The following is a 24,411-nucleotide window of genomic DNA, read 5'->3' as shown; positions in this document are numbered from 1 at the left end:
ACGCGCGCGCAGGCCCGAGGTCGGCGGGGCGGCCTGACCCGGCACCTCTGGCGTCAGGGGCGTTCGGGCTGGTCGTACCAGTCGTCAATGAGGACGCGGGCGATCGAGGTGCGTCCCGGCAGGACCACCTCCCTGCGGGCCACCGCCTCGGCGAGCTGGGCCCGGGTGAGCAGGCGGGCGCCGGTGACCTCGACGCCGTCGGGCCGGGGCAGGCCCTGACCGGGGACCAGGCGGGCCCGGTAGCCCAGCATGAGGGAGCGGGGGAAGGGCCAGGGCTGGGTGGCCACCTGCTCCACACGCCCTACCCGCAGCCCCGTCTCCTCCCAGACCTCCCGGGCCACGGCCGCCTCGGCGTCCTCCCCCGCCTCGACAAACCCGGCGACCACGGAGTACCTGCGCGCCTCCCAGGTGGCCCCGTGAACCAGCAGGAGGCGGTCGGCGTCGTCGGTGACGGCCATAATGACGGCCGGGTCGGTGCGGGGGAAGTGCGTGGCGGCGCAGCCCGGGCAGCGCCGCGCCCACCCGGCCTGGACGACCCGGGTGGGGGTCCCGCAGGCCGGGCAGTAGCGGGAGCGGTGGTGCCAGGCGGCCAGGGCCACCGCCGTGGTGGCCAGGCCCGCGTCGTGGGCGTCCATGTCCGCGCCCACCGCGCGCAGGGCCGCCAGGGGGTAGCGGGACAGGAGCCCGTCCAGGTCGGCGCGTCCCCCCTCGTCCTGCCGGTCCTGCCGGTCCGCGCCCCCGGGCAGGACGACGCCCACCCAGGACGTCCTCCCCGGCCCGGGTGCGGGTTGCTCCGGGGCCAGCTGGCTGGCACCCTGTGGGTCCGGGACCGGCTGGTCCGAGACGCGCTGCCTCAGGGCGGCCCCCGAGTCCTGCCTCGGCTGGCTGGCACCCCGCGGGGCGGGCCCGGGGACCTGGGGCGCCGGTGGGGCGCCGTCGTCGGGCTCACGCCCCAGGTAGAGCGCGGTCAGGTCCTCCGCCTTCAGGAGGTCGCCCAGGTCGGCGGCGACCAGGGGCGCCAGGCGTACACGCTCCGACGTCGCGGGGGCCGGGAGCAGGGCGTCCGGGGGCGTGAGCCCGTCCTGGGGCAGGTCGGCACCCAGGGGCACCGGTCCCGCCTGGACGGCCACGCGCCCGCGCGCATCGACGAGGACCACCCGGGTGGCCGGGTCCGCGGCCAGGTGGTCCAGGAGGTACGGCTCACCGCGCCGACCGGCGTCGCGGTCGGTGGCGGAGCGGGAGAGCGCGAGGTAGGGCATACACCCATCCTGCCACCGCGGCTACGATCCGCCCTGTGCGCACCTACCTGGACCACGCAGCCACGTCCCCGCTCCGGCCGGAGGTCGCCCAGCAGGTGGCGGCCGACCTCGCCGACAACCTGGGCGGCTGGGCCAACCCGGCGGCCACGCACGCCTCGGGGCGGCGCGTAGGGGCGGCGCTGGCCCGGGCCCGGGCGCGCCTGGCCACCGCCCTGGAGGTGGACCCCCACGAGGTGCTGCTGACCAGCGGCGGCACCGAGGCCGACGCGCTGGTCGTCTCCGGGCGGGTCCTGGCGGCGCGGGCCCAGGGGACGCGCAGGACCGTCACGCACACGGCAGCCGGCAGCCGAGCGCCTGGAACCCGTCACGAGGACCACCACGCGCCGGGTACGGGGAAGAGGCGGGTGCCCACGGGCAGCGGTGCCGGGGACTGCACCCCCCGGCTCGTCGTCTCCCCTACCGAGCACCCGGCCGTCCTGGACTCCGCCCGCACCGCCGTCGCCCACCTGGGGGCGGAGCTGGACCTGCTGGCGGTCGACGCCGCTGGCCGGGTGCTGCCCGGCTCCCTGGCCGAGGCGGTGTCCCCTGGTGGGAACCGTCCGTCTGCGGCCCTGGTGTCGGTCATGGCGGCCAATAACGAGACCGGCGTCCTGCAGGACGTCGGCGGACTCGTCCGGGTCGTCCGGGAGGCCACCGGGGCGCGTCGCCCCACGGACCCCGGCTACGTCCCCGTGCACTGTGACGCCGTCGCCGCCCTGGGCAAGGTGCCGGTGCGCTTTGGCGCCTGGGGTCTGGACGCCATGAGCGTCACCGGCCACAAGATCGGGGCGCCCGTGGGAACCGGGGCGCTGGTGGCCCGGCGTAACCTGACACTGGTGACGGCCACGGGCGGGGGCCGCCAGGAGCGGGGGATCCGCTCGGGCACGCAGGACGTCGTCGGGGCACGGGCCCTGGCGCTGGCCGTGGAGCTGGCGGTGGCCGAGCAGGTTGAGGAGTCACGCAGGCTGGAGGTGCTGCGCAGCAGGCTCCTGCAGGGGGCCTGCGCCCTGGAGGGGGTACACGCCACGCTCCCGGCCGACGCCCCCCACCTGCCCACCACGGCGCACCTGTGGTTCGAGGAGGTGGACACCGAGGCCCTGCTCATGGCCCTGGACATGGGCGGCGTGGACGTCTCAGCCGGTTCCGCCTGCCACGCGGGCGTCATCCGGCCCAGCCACGTGCTGGAGGCCATGGGCCTGGGCGAGGGCCCGGCACGCTCGACGCTGCGCTGCTCCATGGGCTGGTCCACCACCGCCGACGACGTCGAGCGGCTGCTCGACGTCCTGCCCGCGGCCCTGGACACCGCCCGCCGGGGGTACTCAGCCAGGCGGTGAGGCCGGACCAGGGATCCTCAACTTACTGAGATGAAGACCATAGTCTTTGACGTCCGTACAGAGGGGGCTCATGTCCTCCTCGTCCAGGGGGCCTCCGTCACCACCCGGCGACGGAGGCCCCCTGACCTGCGTGGACACCCCCGGCTGGTACGCCCGGGCACCCACTAGCTCCCCGCTCACGCGGGGCCAACGCGACGGCTAACCACCACACGGGGTCATCTCTGCTCACGCAGAGTCCGTACCGCCACGGCTCCATGCGTGCTAGCATAGCTCATGCCACGGCTAACCCACACACATTCAGCCCCGACAGTACCCGACTCGATCAGAAGAAGGAGGTGACCCGGGTGACATCAAAGGTGGCACCCACCAAGAAGAACAAGAACCATGATTCACAGCTCCTCGAAGTGCTTCGTCTTCTTGCAAGCTGCTTGAAGAGCGTAGCTATCATTATCTCCGCTTTCTTCTAGTTCGAGAAGACCGTCGCTGTCTGGGTGTTGGTGCAGCTGCCACTGCACCAACACCCAGGCTAGCCGCTTTCCGGCCCACCCCCAAGTCATGACGCCGCGTCCAGGAGCCGAAGCCGCACCATGAGCCTCCACCACGAACCATGGCTATCTCGTCAGCACGGAACACTGTTGATAACAGTTTGATCTCAACGGGCACCTCAGGGCGTGTTGCTGTGACTGGCGCGATAGCCTGGGCCAGCCCCCACGGAAGGAACCCCCGTCCCTATGGAACTGTCAGCTCGCGCCCAGCGCGTGTGGGCCAAGTCCGGCTACGACCCCGAGAGCAGGCGCTGGCTCCCGCTCTGGCTGCACCTGCTCGACTCCGCCACTCTCGCCGGGCACCTCGCCGAGCACTGGCTGGCGCCCACCGTCCAGGACCTCATTGAGCGCGAGTTCGCCGACTCAGCCTCAGGGCTGGCCCCGGTGGACGAGTTCTGCCTCCTGGCCTCCTGGACCACCGGCGTCCACGACGTCGGCAAGTGCACCCCGGCCTTCTCCTGCCAGGTCACGAGCCTGGACGACCGCATGGCGGAGGTGGGCCTGAGGCACGAGCACGTCGATATCAAGGAGCGTCGTAAGCTCCCCCACGCCCTGGCAGGCCACCTGATCCTGAGGTCCTGGCTCACGGGCGAGCACGGCTGGGCGCCTGGGGCGGCCCAGGCCCTGGCCTCCGTGGTCGGCGCCCACCACGGCATCCCGCCCACGAGGGCGGCCCTGACCAACGATCTCAGCGGGCACGAGCACCTCCTGGGTGACGAGGCGTGGGCCACCACCCAGCGTGAGCTCCTTGAGCTCGTGACAGCCCGCACCGGTGCGGGGCCCCTGCTGCCCGGCTGGGGGCGGCACCGCTGGTCCCAGCCCTTCCTGGTGGAGCTCTCGGGCCTGGTCATTGTGGCGGACTGGCTCGCCTCCACGGAGGCGTACTTCCCTCTTCTTCCCCTGGACGACGACGGACTGGACCACCTCTCCCCCGACGCCCACGCCGAACGGGTAGCCACCGGCCGGTCCCGCCTGGAGATTCCCGCTCCGTGGCACCCCCGTGACGAGGGCGCCGACCCCGACGTGCTGCTCACCCAGCGCTTTGAGCTACCCGGGGGAGCCCGGGCCACCGACGTGCAGGCACGCACCCTGGAGGCGGCCCGCACCATGGAGCTGCCGGGGATGCTCATTGTCGAGGAGTCCACAGGAGGCGGCAAGACCGAGGCCGCCCTCATGGCCGCCGAGGTGCTCGCCGCCCGGACCGGCCGGGCCGGGGTGCTCTTCGCCCTGCCCACCCAGGCGACCACGGACGCCATGTTCTCCCGTGAGCTGTCCTGGCTGGAGCGGATCGAGGAGGCCTACGCCGCCGGGGGCGCGCCGTCGGACTTTGCCGTCCAGCTCGTGCACGGTCGCGCCCGGCTCAATGAGGAGGCCCGGGTGCTGCGCAGGCGCGGCTACGAGATCCGCGACCGGCTCCTGGGGGCGCTCGGCGGACAGGCCGACTCCGTCCCGCGCCCCGCCGGGATCGGCTGGGACGAGGAGGAGGCCCGTACCAGCCGGACCGCCAGCACTAAGAGGCGCCGTCGGGCCGACCTGGCCATCCTGGCCTGGTTCAACGGGCGCAAGAAGACCATGCTCGCCGACTTCGTGGTCACCACCGTGGACCACCTGCTCTTTGAGGCCATGCGCGCCCCTCACCTGGCCATGCGGCACCTGGGGCTGAGCCGCAAGGTGGTCGTCGTGGACGAGGTGCACTCCTACTCCACCTACATGAACGTCTACCTGGACCGTGCCCTGACCTGGCTCGCCTCCTACGGCGTGCCGGTGGTGCTCCTGTCAGCCACCCTGTCCGAGGCGCGCTGCACCGCCCTGGTCGACGCCTACCGGCGCGGCCTGCGCCTGGCCGCGGGAGAGCAGGTCCCCAGGACCCCCACCCCCCAGGCCCTGCGCACGCCCTTCCCCTGCCTGGTCACCGCGGGGCGCGAGCGCACCGAGGTCACCGCGACGTCGGCCTCGGGGCGGCGCAGCACGGTGCACCTCAGGCGCCTGACCAAGGACGCCCTGGTCCCGCTCCTGACAGAGGCGCTGGCCGACGGCGGCTGCGCCCTGGTGGTGCGCAACACGGTGCGGCGCGCCCAGGAGACCTACGAGCTGCTGCGTGAGACCTTCGGTGAGGACGTGGGCCTCAACCACGCCCGCTTCACCATTGGGGACCGCCTGGCCAAGGACGCCGACCTGCTGCGCCGCTTCGGGCCGCCGCGCAGCCGCCCCGATCGGCCGCACCGGGCGGTCGTCGTGGCCACGCAGGTGGTGGAGCAGTCCCTGGACGTGGACTTCGACCTGCTGGTGAGCGACCTGGCCCCCATTGACCTGGTCCTTCAGCGCATGGGCCGGCTCCACCGCCACAACCGGCCTCGCCCGCCCCGGCTTGCCACCCCTACCTGCTACATCGACTACCTGCCCTCCACCACCTCTGACGACCCGGCCGTGGAGCCTGGCGCCAAGGCGATCTACGGGGAGCAGGACATGCTCATGAGCGCGGCCGCCCTGGACCGGGTGCTCGACGGCCTCGGGGTGGTCACCGTGCCCGACGACGTCCACGACCTCATTGAGGCCGTCTACGGAGCCGACGCCCCGGTACCACCCAAGTGGCGGGAGACTGTGTCCCAGGCCAGGGAGGCGTATGAGAAGGAGCGATCCGACAAGTTCAAATCGGCGCAGGGATTCCTTCTCGATGAGCCGAAGAAGTCGGGGAGGAGCACCTCACTGGTGGGCTGGCTGCACACGACCGCCTCGGACAACGAGGAGAAGGGTCGGGCCCAGGTGCGCGACGGCGAGGACTCCCTGGAGGTCATCCTCCTGGATCTGCACCGGGACGGTGGCCAGGAGGAGCCACGTACCCTGCCGTGCCGGCCTGGCGGCACGGTGCACATTATCCCGACCGACCGCGTCCCTGACCCGAAGGTCGTGCGCGCCATGGCCCTGTCCGCGGTGAGGCTGCCCGCGAGCCTGTCCAACGCGCGCGTCATCGACCAGGTCATTGACGAGCTGGAGCGGTGGGTCGTTCCTGCCTGGCAGGACGAGCCGCAGCTGCGCGGCCAGCTCTTCCTGGTCCTGGAGGACGGCCGGGCCCACCTGGGCGGCAAGACACTCGAGTACTCCCCCACCACCGGACTGAAGGAGATCAGCCCTCAATGACAATGGAAACACCCAGCTTTAACCTTCTTGACGAGCCCTGGATACGGGTGACCCGGCTCAACGGCACCCCTGACGAGGTCTCACTGCTGACCGTCTTCCGCGAGGCGGCGGACATTGCCGGCATCCACGGCGAGATCGCCAGCCAGGACGTGGCCATACTGCGCCTGCTGCTGGCAGTCTGCCACCGCGTCATGGACGGACCGGAGGACCTGGAGACCTGGGAGGAGTACTGGGACGCCCCCGGGACCCTGGGACGGGTCGCCGTCGCCTACCTGGAGGACTACCGGGACCGCTTTGACCTGCGCCACCCGGAGCACCCCTTCTTCCAGGTGGCAGGGATCCACGCCGCCTCCGGGAAGACCTCGAGCCTGGAGTCCCTCATTGCGGACGTCCCCAACGGGGATCCTTTCTTCACCACCCGGATCGCCCAGGGCCTGGAGTCCGTCAGCTGGTCGGAGGCGGCCCGGTGGCTGGTGCACGTCCACGCCTTCGACCCCTCCGGCATACGCACAGGCGCTGCCGGCGACCCTAAGGTCAAGGGAGGCAAGGGGTACCCCATTGGTCCCGGCTGGACGGGGCAGATCGGTGTCGTGTCCGTGACCGGGCAGGACCTGGAGCGCACCCTGCTGCTCAATACCGTCGTCTGCGAGGTGGCCGACGGCCTCGACGTGGACCCGGCCACGGACTTGCCCCCGTGGGAGTGCGAGCCGGACACCCCCGCGGGCTCGCTCACCCTGGAGCCCACCGGCCCGGTGTCCTGCTACACGTGGCAGACACGCCGCGTCCTCCTCCACGGCGATACCCGCGTCACCAGCCTGTTCCTGGGCAACGGGGACAAGGCGACCCCCCAGAACCGCTACCTGGTCGAGCCCATGACCGCATGGCGCTACTCCGAGCCGCAGACCAAGAAGCTCAAGGCCACCGTCTACATGCCCCGTAAGCTGCCCACGGACCGGGCCTTCTGGCGAGGGCTGTCCACGCTCGTCGCCCAGCTGAGCCCCCGGGTCACGGTCAAGGGTGCCGGTGAGGTACCCCGGTACCGCTCCCCCGGTGTCATCTCCTTCTACCAGGAGCTCATGCTCCAGGGCATTGTGCCACTGAGCGGTCTTATTCCCGTGCACGCCGTCGGCATGGAGTACGGGGCCCAGGAGGCGGTCGTCTCCGAGCTGGTCGACGACGCCTTGTCCCTGCCAGCCGGTCTGCTGGATCCGAGCAGCACGCGCCTGGTGGGGGTCGTCCACGACGCTATGGAGGAGACGGAAAGAGCTGCCTCCGCGCTGCGGAACCTGGCCGCGAACCTGGACAGGGCGTGCGGAGGGAGCCCGGACACGGCCACGGCCGCACGGGGCCGTGCCGGGGCCGCCTTCTACCAGGTGATTGACGAGCGCTTCCCCACCTGGCTGGCCTCCCTGGACGAGGCCGACCCCGCCGAGGCCCGCGATGAGTGGCGTGCCCTGCTGCGCTCCGAGGCCTGGAGGCAGCAGAAGGCACTCACCTCGGCCGTGCCCGACACCGCCTTTGCCGGGCGCGGTGAGGGCAAGGGGCGCATGGACGTGGGCCGCGCCCTGACCTACTTCCGTATCGCGCTCAAGAAGGCGATACCACCAGCCAAGTCGCAGGACGCACCCGTCGAGGACGGAGAAAGGACATCAGCATGACCGCAGCGGATACCAGGACACCTCCTGATTCGGGAGGCACCACCCAATCCCGACGACGTCCCTCCCTGGGGGCTACCGGCAGGCTCGTGAGCCAGCGTGTGAGCGGTAAGAACGGGCTGCAGAGTCGTTACCTGCATAACGAGGCTCAGGCCCGTGAGCAGATGGCGGCACTGCGCGGCGCCGTGACCCGGGAGCCCGGGGAGGTCCCCGCCACCTGGGCACTCACCCAGGTAAGGGTCCCCGACGACGCGGGTGACGCCCCCACCCGGGAGGAGATTGCCGTCCACACCGCCATGACCCTCTACGCCGTGCACCAGCAGTCCCGCACCGACCCCATGTTCCACCCCGGTAAGGGGCTGGGGCACGCCTCCCGAGAGCTGATCGGTCCTCCCGACCAGGAGAACCCGTCGGCCCGTAAGCGTTTTAACGCCCTGGTCACCTCCACCACCATTACCGAGCTGCGCCACCACCTACGAGACCTCGTCTCCCTGCTGCGGGCCCGGGGAATCACCCTGGACCACGCCATGCTCGCCGACGACATCGTCCGCTTCCAGCGTCCGGGCGGGGCCAAGGAGGTCCGCCTGGTCTGGGCCCGCCAGTACCACTTTATGTCCACGGCAGACGGCGCTGACTCAGCGTCCCGCACCGACCGCACTACCACACCAGAATCGGAGAACTGACTATGAGCACCTACGTCGATATCCACGTCATCCAGAACCTGCCTCCCTCCTGCGTCAACCGTGACGACTCAGGCTCCCCCAAGTCCGCCGTCTACGGGGGCGTACGCCGTCTACGGGTCTCCAGCCAGTCCTGGAAGCGGGCCACCCGCCTGTACTTCAACGACCTCCTGGACGCCAAGGACGTCGGCGTGCGCACCAAGCGGGTCGCCGAGCTGCTGGCCGCCCGGATCACCGAGGACGCCCCTGACCTCGCGGGGAACGCCACCAAGCTGGCCGAGGAGGTGTTCAAGACGGCCAGGATCAAGCTCTCGCCCCCACGCAACAAGAAGGACGCCCCTCCGGAGTCCGGCTACCTGCTGTTCCTGTCCACCAGCCAGGTAGAGCGACTGGCCGAGCTCGCGATCGCCTCGGCCCACAGCGGCGAGGCGCTGGACGCCAAGGCGGTCAAGAAGGTCTTCAAGGAGGCGCACGCCGTCGATATCGCCCTGTTCGGCCGTATGGTCGCCGACGACACCGACCTCAATGTCGACGCCGCCTGCCAGGTGGCCCACGCCATCTCCACGCACGCCGCGGAGAACGAGTACGACTTCTTCACCGCCGTGGACGACGAGAAGAACCGCTCCGAGGAGGAGGACGCCGGCGCCGGCATGATGGGCACGGTCGAGTTCTCCTCGGCCACCATGTACCGCTACGCCACCGTCAACGTGGACCTGCTGCGGCACAACCTCGGGGACAGTGAGGCCACGCTGCGGGCGCTGGAGGTCTTTGTCCGGGGCTTCTGCCTGTCCATGCCCACCGGTAAGCAGAACACCTTCGCCAACCGGACCGTGCCTGAGACCGTCGTCGTGACCGTGCGCGAGGACCAGCCCGTCTCCCTGGTGGGGGCCTTCGAGGAGGCGGTTCCGGCACAGGGCGCCCACGGCTACGTGGCCCGCTCCGTGGAGGCGCTGGCCCGGCACGCGGCGACGATCGAGGACAACTACGGCCTGGAGCCGCTGCGCAGCTTCGTGGTCGCGCTCACGGACAGTGACGCCGTGACCTCGCTCGGGGAGCGCGTGTCCTTCACCGACCTGCCGGCGCAGGTCCGCGAGGCCGTGTCCCCGCGCCTGCCCGGTCAGGAGCAGGCCTAATGGCCGTCCTCCTCCTACGACTCGCGGGCCCCATGCAGGCGTGGGGGGTGAGGTCCCGGTTCACGGTGCGCTCCACCGAGCTCGCACCGACCAAGAGCGGGGTGATCGGCATGCTGGCGGCCGCCGTCGGACGACGCAGAACGGACCCGATCGAGGACCTTATCAAGCTGCGTTTCGGGGTGCGCAAGGACCAGCCCGGCACCGTCATCCGGGACTTCCACACCGCACACACCCTGGACGGCAGGAGCTCCATGCCCCTGTCGAACCGCTACTACCTGGCCGACGCCGTCTTCCTCGCCGGAATTGAGGGCGACAAGGCGCTCCTGGAGGGCATTGACGAGGCCCTGCGGCACCCGGCCTTCCCGCTGTACCTGGGTCGCCGCTCCTGCCCGCCCGCCCTCCCGGTGTCCCTGGGGCTGCGGGAGGCGGCGCTGCTGAAGGCGCTGCGGGCTGAGCCGTGGCAGGCCTCGGACTGGTTCCGCCGCCGTCATGACGATGGTCTCAGCACGGAGATCCTCATTGACCAGGAGGTCGTACCAGCTGAGCAGCGTTCCGGCGGGGTCCGGGGCAGTCAGGACGTCCCGGTGTCCTTTGATCCTCGGCGCCGCGACTACGGATTCCGGGAGGTCGAGCGGATCATGGTACAGGTAGGGGACTCAGGGGCGGAGGCGTACAGGTCCACGTCCGTCGACGCCCACGACCCCATGGCTGAGCTGGCCGGGCCAACCGGACTGGAGGGGATGGGCTGGTGTTTCTGACAAAGATCGACCTGGACCCGACCCGCCGGGCGACCCGCAGGTACCTGGGCTCACCACAGGTCATGCACGCCGTCGTCATGAAGGCCACCAAGGGCGGCCAGGGCGAGGGGCCCGGCCGTGTCCTGTGGCGGGTTGACCAGGGCGTGACGACGTCGCTGTACCTGCTCTCCCCCTCGGAGCCCGACTGCACCCAGCTCGTGACCGAGGCGGGCGCGGCCGGCACGCAGGCACGGACCCTGGACTACTCACCGCTCCTGGACCGGCTGGCACCCGGACAGCTCTGGGCCTTCCGCCTGACGGCGAACCCCTCCTACTCGTCCCCACGGGGACCGGGGGTCCGCGGCAAGAGGTACGGGCACGTCACCGTCGAGCAGCAGCGGCAGTGGCTCGTCTCCCGCACCGCGGGTTACGGGTTCGAGCTCGTGCCCGTTGCTGATACGGACCCGGACCGCGCCGACTCCGTGGTGGTGGTGGTACGCCGGGAGCGTCCGGTCTTCAACCGGAACCGCCCCAATGAGGGAGGGCACGACCGGGTCACCATTAACAGGACCGTCTACGAGGGAGTGCTGCACGTCACTGACGCGGAGGTGCTGCGCCGCGTCCTCGTGACCGGGATCGGCCGGTCCAAAGCCTACGGCTGCGGACTCATGACGCTCGCCCGGGTGAGGCGGGGCTGAGGATGGCCAGGATGCTGCCGGTCCCCGTGACGGCGCTGCCCCGGGTACAGGACCGAATGTCCTTCCTCTACCTGGAGCACTGCGTCGTCCACCGGGAGGATGGTGCCCTGACCGCCCGCAACGAGCAGGGCACCGTCCACGTCCCGGCAGCATCTCTGGTCGCCGTCCTCCTCGGACCGGGGACGTCTGTGAGCCACCAGGCCATGAGCCTGCTCGGCGAGTGCGGGACGACGGCGGTCTGGGTGGGTGAGCGCGGTGTGCGCTACTACGCGCACGGCCGGTCCCTGGCCACCTCCACACGTCTGCTCGTGGCGCAGGCGTCCCGGGTCTCCTCACCTCAGAAGCGGCTGCGTGTGGCACGTGAGATGTACTGCATGCGCTTCGCCGGGGAGGACGTGGACGGGCTGACCATGCAGCAGCTCAGGGGCCGGGAGGGCGCCCGGGTCCGGGAGGTGTACCGGAGGAACTCGCGCAGGACGGGGGTGGCGTGGACACGACGCGACTACCGTCCTGACGACTTCGAGGCCTCGGACCCGATCAACCAGGCCCTGTCGGCCGCGCACGCGGCCCTGTACGGCGTCGTCCACGGAGTCATTGTCTCCTTGGGGTGCTCGCCGGGGCTCGGCTTCGTCCACACGGGGCACGAACGGTCCTTCGTGTACGACGTCGCGGACCTGTACAAGGCCGAGACGACGATCCCGATCGCCTTCGACGTCGTCGCCGAGGGGATGGAGGATCTCACCGGGACGACTCGGCGGCGCGTGAGGGACAGGATCTTCGAGCTCAAGGTTATTGAGCGGACGGTCCGGGACATCTACCGGCTTCTTGAGGTCGAGGAGACTGAGGACCTGGGCGTCAACGTGGTCTCACTGTGGGACTACCAGCGGCAGTCTGTTGCCGGCGGCGCGAACTACGCCGAGGAGGATGCAGGAGGATGGTAGTTCTCATTCTCTCGGCAGCACCAGCGTCACTACGCGGGACTGTTACCCGGTGGCTCCTAGAAGTGTCATCCGGAGTGTTTGTTGGCCGTCTTTCGGCTCGTGTGCGTGAGCAGTTGTGGGAGCTGGTTCACGCCTACATTGGCGAGGGGCGCGCGCTACTGATCTGGACGGTGCGTTCCGAACAGCACTTCGCAGTCTCGTCGCTAGGCTACGATCGTGAGCCGGTTGACATTGAGGGGTGCCTGGTGATGAGGACGCCCTACCAGCAGATCGAGGGGGCACGGGCGGTCCCGGGCTCGGTCAAGCCGCCCAGGGAGTCGTGGTCCATCGCGGCTCGACGGCGGCGCTACCGCAACTCTGCCGAGCGGGCACTAGGTCAGCAGTGAAGGAAACCGGGGGGTGGTAGACTCCAGGACCGTTGGGATTCCAAGGATCGCCAAGTGTAAACCCCGCACGCGCGGGGATGATCCCTCCTGAATGCGGCCGCTAATTCGCTTATCGAAGTAAACCCCGCACGCGCGGGGATGATCCTGGCTCAGGGTCACCAAGGACGCCTACATGGGAGTAAACCCCGCACGCGCGGGGATGATCCCGGAGTAGTGTCCTGGCTCACCAACCCAGATTCGTAAACCCCGCACGCGCGGGGATGATCCTATGATTCTTATCCACATGGAGAAGGAGATTATGTAAACCCCGCACGCGCGGGGATGATCCCCAGACACGCGGCTGGACACCCGCCACCATCGAGTAAACCCCGCACGCGCGGGGATGATCCGTGGTTTTGGGTTGATTTTCCAAGATTTCTGTCGTAAACCCCGCACGCGCGGGGATGATCCTCCCGTCGTCACAGGCACCCTAGCAACGGCCACGTAAACCCCGCACGCGCGGGGATGATCCCGTCAATCATGAACAGCCCAAGGCCGTCGGAAAGTAAACCCCGCACGCGCGGGGATGATCCCGCGCCCGCCGCGCCCGCAGAGACCGCGCAGCGTAAACCCCGCACGCGCGGGGATGATCCCGTAGCCACCCTAACAACTGCCACTGACATCGCGTAAACCCCGCACGCGCGGGGATGATCCGTGAGGCCAAGGCGGCCCCACGGGAAACCGTGGGTAAACCCCGCACGCGCGGGGATGATCCCCCCCTCGTCAAGCGCTCCCTGGTGATCGTGGAGTAAACCCCGCACGCGCGGGGATGATCCGGTCTCTCAGAAACGCTCACAGCGTCTCTGAGAGGTAAACCCCGCACGCGCGGGGATGATCCGCAGTACTTGAGCATGGCCGGCTTCGCCCTGAGGTAAACCCCGCACGCGCGGGGATGATCCCGATCACCCTCTACCGGACCCTCAGGCCCGGGCGTAAACCCCGCACGCGCGGGGATGATCCCGCGGAAGCCACCAAGGTGAACTATCTGACTTGGTAAACCCCGCACGCGCGGGGATGATCCCTACCGCATGAGAAATTGAGAGTCATCTACACCGTAAACCCCGCACGCGCGGGGATGATCCGATAGTCGACAATAAAACTACCGTCAAACGCCAGTAAACCCCGCACGCGCGGGGATGATCCTGACGGGTTCTGGCATGTTAATATTCCGGATCTGTAAACCCCGCACGCGCGGGGATGATCCTGCCGCGGCAAGAGCGTCAACGTCCATCGCCGCGTAAACCCCGCACGCGCGGGGATGATCCGGAGGTGCGGCTCATGGGCCGCACCGTCGCCCGGTAAACCCCGCACGCGCGGGGATGATCCGGGCACCAGAGCCCGACCGACCTACCACAAGGAGTAAACCCCGCACGCGCGGGGATGATCCGAACCCCGGCAGCACGTGCAGTTTGGCGACCAAGTAAACCCCGCACGCGCGGGGATGATCCCGATACTGTTATGGGGATGATGCGAACCGCCTTGTAAACCCCGCACGCGCGGGGATGATCCGGTTTACTCCAATGGCTACTGACATTTCTACTGAGTAAACCCCGCACGCGCGGGGATGATCCCTGAAGCACGTCCATCACCGGGACCACGCCCCCGTAAACCCCGCACGCGCGGGGATGATCCGTGAGCCATGACCTCCGCGTCGTACAGGCCCGTGTAAACCCCGCACGCGCGGGGATGATCCCTTTATTGGGAGGATTCTGGTGAGGTATTCTGAGTAAACCCCGCACGCGCGGGGATGATCCCCCACGGGCGTGTGATGGTGCACATAGCGGTGTGTAAACCCCGCACGCGCGGGGATGATCCCCCTGCCATAAACTTCGGCAATAGCCTTGGACGGTAAACCCCGCACGCGCGGGGATGATCCTATTAAGCAGTGTCTGCCGGTAGGACATGAGAAGTAAACCCCGCACGCGCGGGGATGATCCTACGGGCCACCCACAATGCCAAGCCTAGAAGCCGTAAACCCCGCACGCGCGGGGATGATCCCAAGGCAGAAGTCGCTTCCCCCAGGGTACAGTCGTAAACCCCGCACGCGCGGGGATGATCCGAGCCTCCCTCTCTCCGTCCTCATGGAGGTGTGCGTAAACCCCGCACGCGCGGGGATGATCCCGACTTCTTCGGCACCACCACCGCCGGGCTGGAGTAAACCCCGCACGCGCGGGGATGATCCGGGCGCCCTCACGGCCCGAGGGTGGACCATAGCGTAAACCCCGCACGCGCGGGGATGATCCGTTCCTCGACCAGGCCACCGTCGGCGGCATCAGGTAAACCCCGCACGCGCGGGGATGATCCGCCCTGCACGCCATGGCCCCGGCGGGAGGCGTGGTAAACCCCGCACGCGCGGGGATGATCCGCTCCCGATCGGGGTCGGGGCGGCGTCTATCCAGTAAACCCCGCACGCGCGGGGATGATCCCGCCCACGGCACCCACCTGAGGGACGACCTGGAGTAAACCCCGCACGCGCGGGGATGATCCCGCCAATATCCGGGCCGGCTACGTCTACGTAATGTAAACCCCGCACGCGCGGGGATGATCCCGCAGCCGGCAATATTCTCACAGGTCTCGCCACGTAAACCCCGCACGCGCGGGGATGATCCGGTCCCCGAGCCGTCGTTGCCCCCGTAGACGGGTAAACCCCGCACGCGCGGGGATGATCCGACGCTTACTACTCTCATAGGCGAGAGAAAGCGGTAAACCCCGCACGCGCGGGGATGATCCTGTTTGACGAATTTATCATCGGAAAAGGTTCTCGTAAACCCCGCACGCGCGGGGATGATCCCTGGGACGAGTTTCTCGCTACTACGTCGCTCTTTGTAAACCCCGCACGCGCGGGGATGATCCTGGCGTGTTTCATCTGGTCAAAATCGATTGGGTGTAAACCCCGCACGCGCGGGGATGATCCGGAGGCCGCGCTTAAACTCGGCCAGAGGATTCTGTAAACCCCGCACGCGCGGGGATGATCCCTGGTGCCCGAGAGAGTCCCAGGAGGGGTCATCGTAAACCCCGCACGCGCGGGGATGATCCATTCTCACTACTGGCGCCGGGAATGTCGGCCGCGTAAACCCCGCACGCGCGGGGATGATCCGCCCCGTGTCAGGTTTTCCCGGCTCAGGTGGTTGTAAACCCCGCACGCGCGGGGATGATCCATCGAGTGCCGGCCAGAGATGAGCTCGGGGGACTGTAAACCCCGCACGCGCGGGGATGATCCGAGTGGAAGTGCGAAGGAATTCCAGGCTTCGAAGTAAACCCCGCACGCGCGGGGATGATCCCCGTGCTACAAAGAACCGCTGTAAGCCAAAATAGTAAACCCCGCACGCGCGGGGATGATCCAGATTCCTCTCCCTGTCGCTCAGATTCCGAAGGCGTAAACCCCGCACGCGCGGGGATGATCCGCGACGCCACGGCGGTAATGGGCTCACTCATAAGTAAACCCCGCACGCGCGGGGATGATCCCAATAATGAACTGGGGGTCAGACGGCCTACCCCGTAAACCCCGCACGCGCGGGGATGATCCGCGACGCCACGGCGGTAATGGGCTCACTCATAAGTAAACCCCGCACGCGCGGGGATGATCCCTACGCGACAAGCGCCGCCGACAGCAAGAGCGTGTAAACCCCGCACGCGCGGGGATGATCCTCACCTGGCAATCAATGTGATTGCCTTCCTTAGGTAAACCCCGCACGCGCGGGGATGATCCTCCAATCCACAAGACGCAAAAAAGCTCTTCAGAGTAAACCCCGCACGCGCGGGGATGATCCCTCCTCCTCGGCCACGGTGCAGTAGCCGTGGTCGTAAACCCCGCACGCGCGGGGATGATCCGCGTACCCACGGCCCACGTCACCCCGACCCGACGTAAACCCCGCACGCGCGGGGATGATCCGACACCACCATGGACACCGACCCCACCACCCGGGTAAACCCCGCACGCGCGGGGATGATCCCCGCGCGGCCCCGTCGGCGTCCGCCAGGACCTGGTAAACCCCGCACGCGCGGGGATGATCCCCTGAACGAGAACTCTAATTCCTCCCTCACCGAGTAAACCCCGCACGCGCGGGGATGATCCGCCACCACACAAAACCCGAGCAATCCGTGACACGTAAACCCCGCACGCGCGGGGATGATCCTCGTTTCGCGTGGGACGGGATGCCCCCGGAGATGTAAACCCCGCACGCGCGGGGATGATCCACGTTCGGGGAACGTCCTGCCCGTGCCCATTTTGTAAACCCCGCACGCGCGGGGATGATCCCAGGCTTGGAGACCATGTCCCGAAGACGCTTCGGTAAACCCCGCACGCGCGGGGATGATCCCGACACTGTTATGGGGATGATGCGCACGGCCTTGTAAACCCCGCACGCGCGGGGATGATCCCCATAGCTTCCTCCGAGTGGCGGGCACCACATGGTAAACCCCGCACGCGCGGGGATGATCCGACACTTGCCGAGGACGCCAGCGACCGCGCCACGTAAACCCCGCACGCGCGGGGATGATCCTCCCGATGCCGGCCGGATTGCCTCCTGGGCCGGGTAAACCCCGCACGCGCGGGGATGATCCTCATCCCGGTTAGGCGTCGTCTCAAAATCCGCCGTAAACCCCGCACGCGCGGGGATGATCCGGACGCCTATATGGGAGCAGTCACCGTCACCGAGTAAACCCCGCACGCGCGGGGATGATCCGCGTTTCTGGCGGCCAACTCCATTCACCCCCACGTAAACCCCGCACGCGCGGGGATGATCCGGTGGTGCGCTGTTTCAGTTCTGTTTTGTAGCGGTAAACCCCGCACGCGCGGGGATGATCCCACCGGCAGCAACAAATCGAATACCGATTCGATGTAAACCCCGCACGCGCGGGGATGATCCTGATGTGATGGTGGGCACGAAGATGTGACCCCCGTAAACCCCGCACGCGCGGGGATGATCCTACCGCTCATGACGCCACCGAAAGCCGCCGACAGTAAACCCCGCACGCGCGGGGATGATCCCACGCCGGTGGGGGTCATGCCCCGCCGCGTGGCGTAAACCCCGCACGCGCGGGGATGATCCCGATTCTCTTCGATGCGCTTCTCCGTAACTACAGTAAACCCCGCACGCGCGGGGATGATCCCTCACCAATTCTCTTGCGTGCGCCGGAATTAATGTAAACCCCGCACGCGCGGGGATGATCCCCAGCCCGTGGTGTTTTCGGTTGGTCCCATATCGTAAACCCCGCACGCGCGGGGATGATCCTCGTTGAAAACCGAGCATTCGTTGTTCAGGTAGGTAAACCCCGCACGCGCGGGGATGATCCAAAAGTCCAAGAATGGGCTTCAACGCCACGATTGTAAACCCCGCACGCGCGGGGATGATCCGCCGGGCACCGAAGTGCCCGGCATCACACCTCAGTAAACCCCGCACGCGCGGGGATGATCCTATCTGTGCGAATGCGTTTCGCGTGCGTGGCGTGTAAACCCCGCACGCGCGGGGATGATCCTGAGGCCGGCGACAGTGTCCCAATCCCCCGAGCGTAAACCCCGCACGCGCGGGGATGATCCCGGGGACCGCTTCTGGTGGGATGCGGGGGAGAAGTAAACCCCGCACGCGCGGGGATGATCCCCTCTTTAACGAGGTCCTCGACGACGCCATCGCGTAAACCCCGCACGCGCGGGGATGATCCGGGGCCGACAGGCGGCGCATGCCCCTCCCGCTGAGTAAACCCCGCACGCGCGGGGATGATCCCGTCGACACCACCACGACCGATGCCGAGGCCAAGTAAACCCCGCACGCGCGGGGATGATCCCGATCACCCTCTACCGGACCCTCAGGCCCGGGGTAAACCCCGCACGCGCGGGGATGATCCGCCCTCATCCACGCAATGAAAGCCCGCGCCGAGGTAAACCCCGCACGCGCGGGGATGATCCCTAGACCTCACGTCAACATCATGAGTCCCGAAAGTAAACCCCGCACGCGCGGGGATGATCCGACGGGGTACGTGACACGCGCCGACGGCTTTATGTAAACCCCGCACGCGCGGGGATGATCCAACTGTCTCAGTGAGGATGACGCCTCCTGGGACGTAAACCCCGCACGCGCGGGGATGATCCTCCCGTCAGCACTCTTAGAAATCCACCGAACTTGTAAACCCCGCACGCGCGGGGATGATCCGTCCGTGCCCGGCGTGTTGATGGATGCTTTTGGGTAAACCCCGCACGCGCGGGGATGATCCTGGGGCTGACAGGTAGTCGGAGGTGTCTGACTGGTAAACCCCGCACGCGCGGGGATGATCCCACCCCCACCACAGCACACCCCGAAAAACGCGCGTAAACCCCGCACGCGCGGGGATGATCCCTCACCGACCGAGTAGCCGGTACACGCCCGGAGTAAACCCCGCACGCGCGGGGATGATCCCATGCCAGAAACCATCATTCTTCTCATACTCAGGTAAACCCCGCACGCGCGGGGATGATCCGGCATGCATTATCGCTACACTCGCCGCCGTAGAGTAAACCCCGCACGCGCGGGGATGATCCGGGAATCCCGGGCCTTGACGGCGCTGACATGGCGTAAACCCCGCACGCGCGGGGATGATCCCGCCCCAAAAAGGAATCATTGCACTCCTACGGGGTAAACCCCGCACGCGCGGGGATGATCCGAAGTGTCTGCCGGTAGGACATGAGAAGCTGGCGTAAACCCCGCACGCGCGGGGATGATCCTAGTCTACATTATCACTCTTAAGGTCACGGTTAGTAAACCCCGCACGCGCGGGGATGATCCTTCGCCCACCACCATCATATCTATATTAAGAAGGTAAACCCCGCACGCGCGGGGATGATCCTTCTCAGGGTCAAGCCGCCCGTATCCCTGTGAGGTAAACCCCGCACGCGCGGGGATGATCCCCATTCCACGGCATTTCCACATCCGACGTAGCGGTAAACCCCGCACGCGCGGGGATGATCCCTGCGTTTTCCGACTTCGTGGCGTCGGTAACGGGTAAACCCCGCACGCGCGGGGATGATCCTTGAATGCCGACCGGAGATGAGCGACGGCGACTGTAAACCCCGCACGCGCGGGGATGATCCGGCATCCGCGGCTAACATCCTCGCAACGGCCTCGTAAACCCCGCACGCGCGGGGATGATCCTTCCCCGCCGTCAGACGGCTCGGAGGTGGGCGGGTAAACCCCGCACGCGCGGGGATGATCCCTTGCCCCCCGCGTCCTTCGTGGAGGACTTGATGTAAACCCCGCACGCGCGGGGATGATCCCTACTCCGGGGTCCCGGCCGGGCACCGGATCCCGTAAACCCCGCACGCGCGGGGATGATCCTGTGAATGTGGTGCTGGCGTGGACGGCGGTCTTGTAAACCCCGCACGCGCGGGGATGATCCCGCGGTGACGGACAGGCCCTCGTGGTCCAGCAGGTAAACCCCGCACGCGCGGGGATGATCCGTGGTACAAACCCAAGCACTTCCCGGCCGCGAGGTAAACCCCGCACGCGCGGGGATGATCCGTCGGGTCGCCGTGACGCCGATCACGCACGCAGGTAAACCCCGCACGCGCGGGGATGATCCCGCCTCGCTGGCCTCAGTGATCTCGGTCTCAGTGTAAACCCCGCACGCGCGGGGATGATCCCCCCCTCACGGTGCACGCCGCGCGCGTACCGTGCGTAAACCCCGCACGCGCGGGGATGATCCCGCCTCGCTGGCCTCAGTGATCTCGGTCTCAGTGTAAACCCCGCACGCGCGGGGATGATCCCCCCCTCACGGTGCACGCCGCGCGCGTACCGTGCGTAAACCCCGCACGCGCGGGGATGATCCGCCATTCTAACCATCATCAAGATCCGGCAGGAAGTAAACCCCGCACGCGCGGGGATGATCCGGGGGCCGCTCAGCGCCTTCCCCTTCGACCGGGGTAAACCCCGCACGCGCGGGGATGATCCCGATCACCCTCTACCGGACCCTCAGGCCCAGGCGTAAACCCCGCACGCGCGGGGATGATCCCTGTTCCCTCGGCGACCTCGCGGATCGATTTCCGTAAACCCCGCACGCGCGGGGATGATCCCGCTGACGAGCCTCCCGGACATGATCGTAGCAAGTAAACCCCGCACGCGCGGGGATGATCCGCCCGGGAAAGGCCACCAGCGGCCCCGCCAGCGGTAAACCCCGCACGCGCGGGGATGATCCGTTGTGGACGTGTGACGCCGATCACGCACGCAGGTAAACCCCGCACGCGCGGGGATGATCCGTCGGGTCGCCGTGACGCTGGTCACGGTGCCCGGTAAACCCCGCACGCGCGGGGATGATCCCCGTATGATCCCCGAGATCACCAAGATGACAGGGTAAACCCCGCACGCGCGGGGATGATCCCCGGTCCTCCCTACCACGCCCCGTATCCACCCAGTAAACCCCGCACGCGCGGGGATGATCCGTTGTTGACCACTGTGGCCCGCAGCACATCGTCGTAAACCCCGCACGCGCGGGGATGATCCTCCAATCCACACGAGCAAAAATAAGCGGACCGAGTAAACCCCGCACGCGCGGGGATGATCCCCCCCTCGTCAAGCGCTCCCTGGTGATCGTGGAGTAAACCCCGCACGCGCGGGGATGATCCGGGCCGTCACCACCGGCGCTTGCGCGGGCACCGGTAAACCCCGCACGCGCGGGGATGATCCTTCTCCGGCGTAATGCTGGGCGTACCCCTGAGCAGTAAACCCCGCACGCGCGGGGATGATCCGCGGTTTTAGGTTGATTTTTCGGGATTCTCCTAGTAAACCCCGCACGCGCGGGGATGATCCCGCCTCCACCGTCGGGTCCTGGGGGGCGTCGCCGTAAACCCCGCACGCGCGGGGATGATCCGGCGTCGTCGCTGAGCGCGGGCTGACCGTAGTCGTAAACCCCGCACGCGCGGGGATGATCCGGCAGCTGTGAGGCTCCAGAGAATCGGTATCGGGTAAACCCCGCACGCGCGGGGATGATCCGGCGTCGTCGCTGAGCGCGGGCTGACCGTAGTCGTAAACCCCGCACGCGCGGGGATGATCCGGCAGCTGTGAGGCTCCAGAGAATCGGTATCGGGTAAACCCCGCACGCGCGGGGATGATCCGGCAGCTGTGAGGCTCCAGAGAATCGGTATCGGGTAAACCCCGCACGCGCGGGGATGATCCCGCTGTAGGCGCTTCTGGAAGAGGGCTTCTGTCGTAAACCCCGCACGCGCGGGGATGATCCGGACGCCCAGGCCCAGCAGGCCGCGACCCTGGCGTAAACCCCGCACGCGCGGGGATGATCCCTACGCCCTAGAAAGCGAGAAACGCCAGCCCTTGTAAACCCCGCACGCGCGGGGATGATCCAGGGGGACACATGACGACGGAAAGCCGCTCAGAGTAAACCCCGCACGCGCGGGGATGATCCGTCGGCCGAGCGGATGCCAAAGCACTCATGAACGTAAACCCCGCACGCGCGGGGATGATCCCGCGTGGGGCGCGGTCACGAAGACCGCTATGGCGTAAACCCCGCACGCGCGGGGATGATCCAACTTAGGTAAACCTAACCCACCCATAACCCTTGTAAACCCCGCACGCGCGGGGATGATCCGGACTTCTCCCGCCGCCGGACGTCATCATCACCGTAAACCCCGCACGCGCGGGGATGATCCTGGATAACCACGCGCTTCTACGGATGGACGGACGTAAACCCCGCACGCGCGGGGATGATCCCCGCCCACGACGACCATACGACCGCGCCACGCGTAAACCCCGCACGCGCGGGGATGATCCCGGCCCCCAGCCCGAAAGGGCATCCCCGCTCACGTAAACCCCGCACGCGCGGGGATGATCCGACAACCTTGCCGTCGGCGTCGGTGATGACGCCGTAAACCCCGCACGCGCGGGGATGATCCCGTGCCCGACAAGGAGTAGTTTTGGCTGTTAACGTAAACCCCGCGTGTGCGGGGATGATCCGGGTAGCACAATTCGACAACCTTAAGATTCGTGGTAAACCCCGCGTGTGCGGGGATGATCCTAAGCGAAAGTGCCCATTACCGAGCGTGCGAGTGTAAACCCCGCGTGTGCGGGGATGATCCTGTGGGCGGTAGCAGTGAGGCGTCTAGTAGTGAGTAAACCCCGCGTGTGCGGGGATGATCCTGTATGATCGGAAATCCTGAGGTCCGTCGGTGGGTAAACCCCGCGTGTGCGGGGATGATCCTACCCTGTCAACTGGGGTGAACGCTGCGGGCAAGTAAACCCCGCGTGTGCGGGGATGATCCGCCGCTCAGAGACGCTCACAGCGCCCCTGAGCGGTAAACCCCGCGTGTGCGGGGATGATCCGGCGACCGAGCGCCTCCGCCTGGACCACCTCCTGTAAACCCCGCGTGTGCGGGGATGATCCCGTCCTCAAGATCGTCCGGGAGACCGGCGACGAGTAAACCCCGCGTGTGCGGGGATGATCCCCCGTTTTTTATGACCTCTGATGAGGCCTCGCGGTAAACCCCGCGTGTGCGGGGATGATCCCCACCTAACCCCCACAGGGCCACACACGACGGCGTAAACCCCGCGTGTGCGGGGATGATCCCCCCAACACACCCCCACCAAACTTAGGTAAACCGTAAACCCCGCGTGTGCGGGGATGATCCCATGCGGCGCATGCGGGCTGAGTCCGTGCGCGTGTAAACCCCGCGTGTGCGGGGATGATCCTCAGTGGCCACGTGACGCCAGTCACGCGGTCACGTAAACCCCGCGTGTGCGGGGATGATCCTCAGCTGGCCCACGTGCAGTGGCACAGTGGCCTGTAAACCCCGCGTGTGCGGGGATGATCCTTTACATCACGCCCCAGCACCAGGCGTCGCCCAGTAAACCCCGCGTGTGCGGGGATGATCCGCCAGCCAAACTTAAGTATTCCCGGGGGGGCTTGTAAACCCCGCGTGTGCGGGGATGATCCCCGGCGGCCCCACGCGTCACAGTGCTCGCTCAGGTAAACCCCGCGTGTGCGGGGATGATCCGTCAGGTCGCCGTGACGCTGGTCACGGTGGCCGGTAAACCCCGCGTGTGCGGGGATGATCCGTCAGGTCGCCGTGACGCTGGTCACGGTGGCCGGTAAACCCCGCGTGTGCGGGGATGATCCGCTGGTGCGGTACGCGACAGACTACCTGGTGTCGTAAACCCCGCGTGTGCGGGGATGATCCGGCCGTGCGGGCGGCCCTGGGGGAGCTGGAGGCGTAAACCCCGCGTGTGCGGGGATGATCCCCGAGAGCCTGGGGTGTGGGCGCGGGCGGGAGGGGTAAACCCCGCGTGTGCGGGGATGATCCCAGGGTCTCCCACATGTACGAGCCCACCGACCGGTAAACCCCGCGTGTGCGGGGATGATCCCGGTGATCGTCGGGTCGGGGTCGCCCGGGCCGCGTAAACCCCGCGTGTGCGGGGATGATCCCAGCCCAAGGCCGTCGGAAACGCCACCGACGGCGTAAACCCCGCGTGTGCGGGGATGATCCCACCCATAACTATACACACTCTAGTGAGTATGGGTAAACCCCGCGTGTGCGGGGATGATCCGCCAGAGCCACCATGCTCAACCACGCCCTCGAAGTAAACCCCGCGTGTGCGGGGATGATCCCCCCCGTGCCGCCTCATGGGAGGCCGCATGGCTGTAAACCCCGCGTGTGCGGGGATGATCCGTCCTACATGCCCCAGGGCAACATGTTAGAGTGGTAAACCCCGCGTGTGCGGGGATGATCCGAGGGCTTCCCGCCACTAAGACACCCCCGCATAGTAAACCCCGCGTGTGCGGGGATGATCCTGGATTACTCGCATCAACAATCGAAATCCCCCTGTAAACCCCGCGTGTGCGGGGATGATCCGGC

10 protein-coding genes, 1 pseudogene and 1 CRISPR repeat array (1 of these 12 running past the window's edge) are annotated in these 24,411 nt (G+C 67.7%); of the genes and pseudogenes, 10 read left to right on the top strand and 1 reads right to left on the bottom strand.

Going from position 1 to position 24,411, the window contains the following annotated elements:
• Positions 1-53: 53 nt before the first annotated feature.
• Complete coding sequence (gene nudC, locus C3V41_RS12145; protein ID WP_106110468.1) at positions 54-1,259, bottom strand: NAD(+) diphosphatase; 1,206 nt, start codon at positions 1,257-1,259, stop codon at positions 54-56.
• A 35-nt stretch (positions 1,260-1,294) separates the two neighbouring features.
• On the opposite strand from nudC, the gene C3V41_RS12140 reads away from it, so the two are divergent.
• From C3V41_RS12140 to C3V41_RS14075, 10 genes and pseudogenes are all read left to right on the top strand, one after another.
• Positions 1,295-2,632, top strand: coding sequence for a cysteine desulfurase family protein (locus tag C3V41_RS12140; RefSeq protein WP_106110467.1), 1,338 nt, complete (start codon positions 1,295-1,297; stop codon positions 2,630-2,632).
• Between the two features lie 731 nt (positions 2,633-3,363).
• Positions 3,364-6,315, top strand: coding sequence for a CRISPR-associated helicase/endonuclease Cas3 (locus tag C3V41_RS12135; protein ID WP_106110466.1), 2,952 nt, complete (start codon positions 3,364-3,366; stop codon positions 6,313-6,315).
• Positions 6,312-7,973 (top strand): type I-E CRISPR-associated protein Cse1/CasA, encoded by a 1,662-nt coding sequence (casA, locus tag C3V41_RS12130; RefSeq protein ID WP_106110465.1) that lies wholly within the window; start codon positions 6,312-6,314, stop codon positions 7,971-7,973. The genes C3V41_RS12135 and casA overlap by 4 nt, the downstream gene beginning before the upstream one ends.
• Positions 7,974-8,059: 86 nt before the next feature.
• Positions 8,060-8,653: a type I-E CRISPR-associated protein Cse2/CasB gene (gene casB, locus C3V41_RS12125; RefSeq protein ID WP_254423606.1), complete on the top strand. Its 594-nt coding sequence runs from the start codon at positions 8,060-8,062 to the stop codon at positions 8,651-8,653.
• A 2-nt stretch (positions 8,654-8,655) separates the two neighbouring features.
• Positions 8,656-9,783, top strand: coding sequence for a type I-E CRISPR-associated protein Cas7/Cse4/CasC (gene cas7e / locus C3V41_RS12120; protein WP_106110463.1), 1,128 nt, complete (start codon positions 8,656-8,658; stop codon positions 9,781-9,783).
• Positions 9,783-10,541, top strand: coding sequence for a type I-E CRISPR-associated protein Cas5/CasD (gene cas5e / locus C3V41_RS12115; RefSeq protein WP_106110462.1), 759 nt, complete (start codon positions 9,783-9,785; stop codon positions 10,539-10,541). The genes cas7e and cas5e overlap by 1 nt, the downstream gene beginning before the upstream one ends.
• Positions 10,532-11,218 carry a type I-E CRISPR-associated protein Cas6/Cse3/CasE gene (cas6e, locus tag C3V41_RS12110; RefSeq protein ID WP_106110461.1) on the top strand — a complete coding sequence of 229 codons (687 nt, stop codon included), beginning with the start codon at positions 10,532-10,534 and terminating at the stop codon, positions 11,216-11,218. The genes cas5e and cas6e overlap by 10 nt, the downstream gene beginning before the upstream one ends.
• 2 nt (positions 11,219-11,220) lie before the next feature.
• Positions 11,221-12,159, top strand: a complete 939-nt coding sequence (cas1e, locus tag C3V41_RS12105; RefSeq protein WP_106110460.1) for a type I-E CRISPR-associated endonuclease Cas1e — start codon at positions 11,221-11,223, stop codon at positions 12,157-12,159.
• A pseudogene (cas2e, locus tag C3V41_RS14080) lies at positions 12,153-12,341 on the top strand (type I-E CRISPR-associated endoribonuclease Cas2e); the annotation flags it as partial. The gene cas1e and the pseudogene cas2e, both read left to right, overlap by 7 nt.
• Positions 12,342-12,407: 66 nt before the next feature.
• Positions 12,408-12,545, top strand: coding sequence for a hypothetical protein (locus C3V41_RS14075; protein ID WP_246742298.1), 138 nt, complete (start codon positions 12,408-12,410; stop codon positions 12,543-12,545).
• Positions 12,546-12,601: 56 nt separating this feature from the next.
• Positions 12,602-24,411: a CRISPR direct-repeat array (repeat unit 28 nt; unit sequence GTAAACCCCGCACGCGCGGGGATGATCC) (it continues 1,340 nt past the right edge of the window).

This window comes from Actinomyces sp. oral taxon 897, from assembly GCF_002999235.1.
Taxonomy (GTDB): Bacteria; Actinomycetota; Actinomycetes; order Actinomycetales; family Actinomycetaceae; genus Actinomyces.
The sequence above is the reverse complement of the archived record's forward strand: the minus strand, read 5'-3'. Positions and strand labels throughout refer to the sequence as shown.